This is a genomic window from Candidatus Thermoplasmatota archaeon, assembly GCA_022848865.1.
Lineage (GTDB): Archaea > Thermoplasmatota > Thermoplasmata > RBG-16-68-12 > JAGMCJ01 > JAGMCJ01.
The window spans coordinates 1-3,797 of sequence record JAJISE010000081.1; the positions used below are offsets into that span (position 1 = coordinate 1).

Below are 3,797 nucleotides of genomic sequence, written 5' to 3' on the forward strand. Positions count from 1 at the left end.
TCCAAACCTTGTATCCGTCCCACTCATCCAATCGAACGAGAGCATCGAGATCGTTCTCCAGACAGTAGAATACGACAGGGCATGGAACTACGACTCCTCCTCTCAGGAATGGAAATGGTACATGACGTCCAAGACCTATAGGAGAGGATTATGGAACATGGATCATACCGGGGGAATGTGGGCGAACGTGAAAGAGGATTCGAATCTCACGGTTGCGGGAATCGTTCCCGCTCAGACCACGATATTTCTGTACGAGGGGTGGAATCTCGTTTCGGTCCCGTCCTTCAACTCCTCCTACACGGTCGCTGACCTGAAGGCCGAGGCGGGTGCCACGAGGGTGGAGGGATATGATCTTGCCCCGCCTCACTTCCTGAGAGTGCTCGAAGACGCCGAAGTGCTTTTGGCGGGGTTCGGTTATTGGGTCAAGGTAGAAGCAGACACCGTCTGGATAGTCGAAGTGTCGTAGTTCGAAAAGAAGAACGACACTTTTATGAAGTGGTCAGGTAGCGAAGGGCTGCTCACTCGGACGATAGTTGCTGCGATGAAGCTGCAAAAGGTTTTCCGCTACTAGAGTCATCACCTTGACTGTCTTGGATCATGCAGAAAACTCCAAAGAAGGCTGAAGTGCAAAACATAGTCGCATCCACGAGATTCGCGGATAGCCTTGACTTGAACGCTATTGCAGGGATCCTTGAGGGCTCGGAGTACGATCCCGAGAAGTTTCCAGGATTGATCCATCGCATAAAGGAGCCGAAGACCGCTCTTCTCCTATTCGGAAGCGGGAAAGTAGTTTGCACTGGGGGAAAGAGACTCAACGATGTTCGAGGGTCTGTTGACATCGTTGCCGGCAAATTGCTGGAAGCTGGAATACCCGTTGAACGGCATCCAGAGATAACAGTTCAAAATATCGTAGCCACGTCTGATCTCGGTGCTGGGATAAACCTCGCCAATATAGCCATCTCACTCGGCGTGGAGCACATAGAGTACGAGCCTGAACAGTTCCCTGGACTGGTTTACAGGTTGGAGGATCCCAAGACAGTCTGCTTGCTTTTTAGTACAGGCAAGATGGTCCTCACAGGCGCAAAGAATGTGGAGGAGATAGACCGCGCGGTCGAATCGATTGCAGAGGTCCTCAGCAGGTGTGGATTCTTGTAGCATGGTTGCGGAAGGAAACACATCGCACAATCGCGACCGAAGCACAGAAAACAAGCAGCTCCTTTGCCCAAACAGGAAGGACATCCCGACGTCGAAACTTCTGGGTAGCATTGAATCCACTCACAGAAGGAATATCCTCTTCATATATCCAAGAGTCAGTGTTCTTCTCTCAAAAAATGAAAAATGGAGGGTTTCTCCTCCACTATGTGCTTCGTCTTGTTGCCAGTTTCGTTCCCTCGGTTGCGCCCAGCTTTTCCAGGTCCCTTTCGTGCAGATGAATCTCCCTCATCTCAACAGGAGCAGTTTCTGCCGTCAAGGTATGGGTATTCCCAGCGTGCTCTACGACGATAGTATCGCCAGGATCCGCGCCCAATGCTGTTATGGTTTCTACATGTAGTCTTACCGTGCCTGCTGCCGCTTCCACTGCCTTCCTTGCTGCAAGATTCCTTGTTCTCTCGTAGCGTTCGGCTATGGCCGCATCCGTCTTTCTCAGTTCTTCGACCACACGTGTCCTTATTTCCTCGGTTGTGTTCACCGTAGTGGGGTCGATTCTCGATGCGATTTCCCTTGCCGTTTCCTCGGTAGCTCCAGCCCTTGTGATGGACTCTTCCAATTTTGCCCCGTTGAATTCCTCCTGAGTACCCGTTCTTTTGTTTAGTAAAGTCATGACAATTTTCACCTCCCTCTCACATCGGTACTTGTATCGCGCCCCGCCTCGGCGCCTGCCTATTACAGAATAGATAACAGACGGAACGATGAATACCTTGCCAATGTCTTGGTGGACAAAATGTCTCTTTCCATAGGGAAGTCTGACTTTTCCCTGGAACGATTTCATATGAATGTGCCCACTTCCAGCCGAATGGCACGGATACGAGGACTGGTGCACTCCCCGAAAGCTGCTTGTCGAGGAACCACAGGACTGAAGAGGAGCGAAAGTGGGCAAGGATTGATCTATGTGCAACGTCGGAGCTAGCTCACTCAGCGACCTCGTCTTCCAATTTCCCGGCATCGGATTCCTCAGGCTCACTCTTTCTCCTCTTCGCAAGGATGAGTGCAATGATGAGGACAATAATGACCAAGAGGACTATGAGACCTGTCCAAGTCAGCCAATCGAACGCGTCCGGTACGGAGACCTCCTCGCAGGTCAGCGTAATGGTGGTTGCTCCAGCAATTGTGATGGCATGACCAATCGTTCCTCCATCACTCCATGAGACGAAGCTGAACTCCGTCCCCTCGATGATCTGTTTCTCAACGGCTAGGAGGGAGTGTGTCGAATCGGAATCGAACCAATGGGCCGTTGGCGCGACAGTCTCATTCCCGTCCAGCGAGAATCTGAGTCCGGCGGGAACAGATTCAAACGATACGAGATACTGACTCTGCCAGAGAGCTATGGATGTTTTCGGAGCGTCCATGAGGATCTCCGAAGACTGGTAGTAATCCGTTCCCGATCCATCTCCCACCCATTGCTGGAACACTGCCCTCACGCCTTCGGCGATTGGAACCACGTCGGAATCCAGGCGCGCCCGTGCCAGAGAACCCTCAACGTACCATCCTTCTCCAGTGATATTGCCATTCGTTGAGACGATCGTGAGGTAATGCTCTGTCCTCCATGTAGCGTTGGCCGTCTTGGGAGCATCCATCGTGATGGGATTCGACGTGCTGAAGCTGGACCCTGTGGCGTCAACCGACCAATGGTCGAACACGAAGCGACTCCCCTGCGGGCCGTCCACATACCCCTCGCTCAGGCTCACGATGGCATCATCCCCCTCGTCATACCATCCGCCACCGCTGATGGTTCCATACTCGGAATTGGCTTCCAGATGGTGTTGCGTCACCCAAAACGCTCGCGCTGACTTCGCCCCAGTCATGGCAATGGCATCGGACTGGCTGAAATCGGTACCAGTGGCATCGTTGCCCCAGCTCTCGAAGACCGCTCTGCTGCCTTGTGCGATCTGCACCGCTCCAGAATCCACGCTTGCGAAGGCAGATAGCCCCTCATCGTACCACCCTCCACCTGATGTTGAGCCATGATCAGACACCACTGTGAGGAGGAACTGCCTATCCCAGGATGCGCTCGCCGTCCTAGGCTGGTCCATTGTGATTGGATTGGAGCCCGAATAGTCCGTTCCGGAAGCGTCGCCTTCCCAGGACGCGAATACGAACCTCTCGTCTGTGCCAACCATGTGTACATCCGAATCGACAGATGCGACTGCGCTGCTGCCCTCATCGTACCAATCCTCGCCTTGCAGGGAACCATAGGCTGACGTGACGGTCAGGTAGTGCTGTGTGGTCCACATTGCCTGAACGGTCTTCGGAGAATCCATCACCACACTCGCAGTGGAACTGGTAGAGCTGGAGTCACCAGACCACGTCTGGAACAGATGCCTCGTGTCAGTCACGCCCACTTCGTAGAACGGTGTTGTGACCGAGAACGTTGCCGTCACGCCCTCATCAAACCACCCTTCGCCCTGAGGATCTCCATAGGCCGACACGACAGCGAGGAAGTGCTGAGCCATCCACATCGTGCTCGCGACCTTCGGGCCGTCCATCAGGATCGGGTCGGAGGCGGAGTAGTCCGTCCCGCTCGCGTCACCTGACCAAGAGGAGAAGACGTATCTCGAATTCCCGATGACGACCGTGCC

4 protein-coding genes are annotated in these 3,797 nt (G+C 53.8%); 2 read left to right on the forward strand and 2 right to left on the reverse strand.

The window, feature by feature from the left end:
* On the forward strand, positions 1 to 466 hold a 466-nt coding region (locus LN415_09630; protein MCJ2557345.1), incomplete at its 5' end, for a hypothetical protein.
* Between the two features lie 131 nt (positions 467 to 597).
* Positions 598 to 1,155 carry a TATA-box-binding protein gene (locus LN415_09635; protein ID MCJ2557346.1) on the forward strand — a complete coding sequence of 186 codons (558 nt, stop codon included), beginning with the start codon at positions 598 to 600 and terminating at the stop codon, positions 1,153 to 1,155.
* A gap of 202 nt (positions 1,156 to 1,357) precedes the next feature.
* Here the strand turns inward: LN415_09635 and LN415_09640 are convergent, their stop codons facing one another.
* Together LN415_09640 and LN415_09645 are read right to left on the reverse strand one after the other, a co-directional pair.
* On the reverse strand, positions 1,358 to 1,990 hold the full coding sequence (locus LN415_09640) for a hypothetical protein (GenBank protein MCJ2557347.1): 633 nt from the start codon (positions 1,988 to 1,990) through the stop codon (positions 1,358 to 1,360).
* 139 nt (positions 1,991 to 2,129) lie between these two features.
* A partial coding sequence (locus tag LN415_09645; GenBank protein ID MCJ2557348.1) for a hypothetical protein occupies positions 2,130 to 3,797 on the reverse strand: 1,668 nt, incomplete at its 5' end.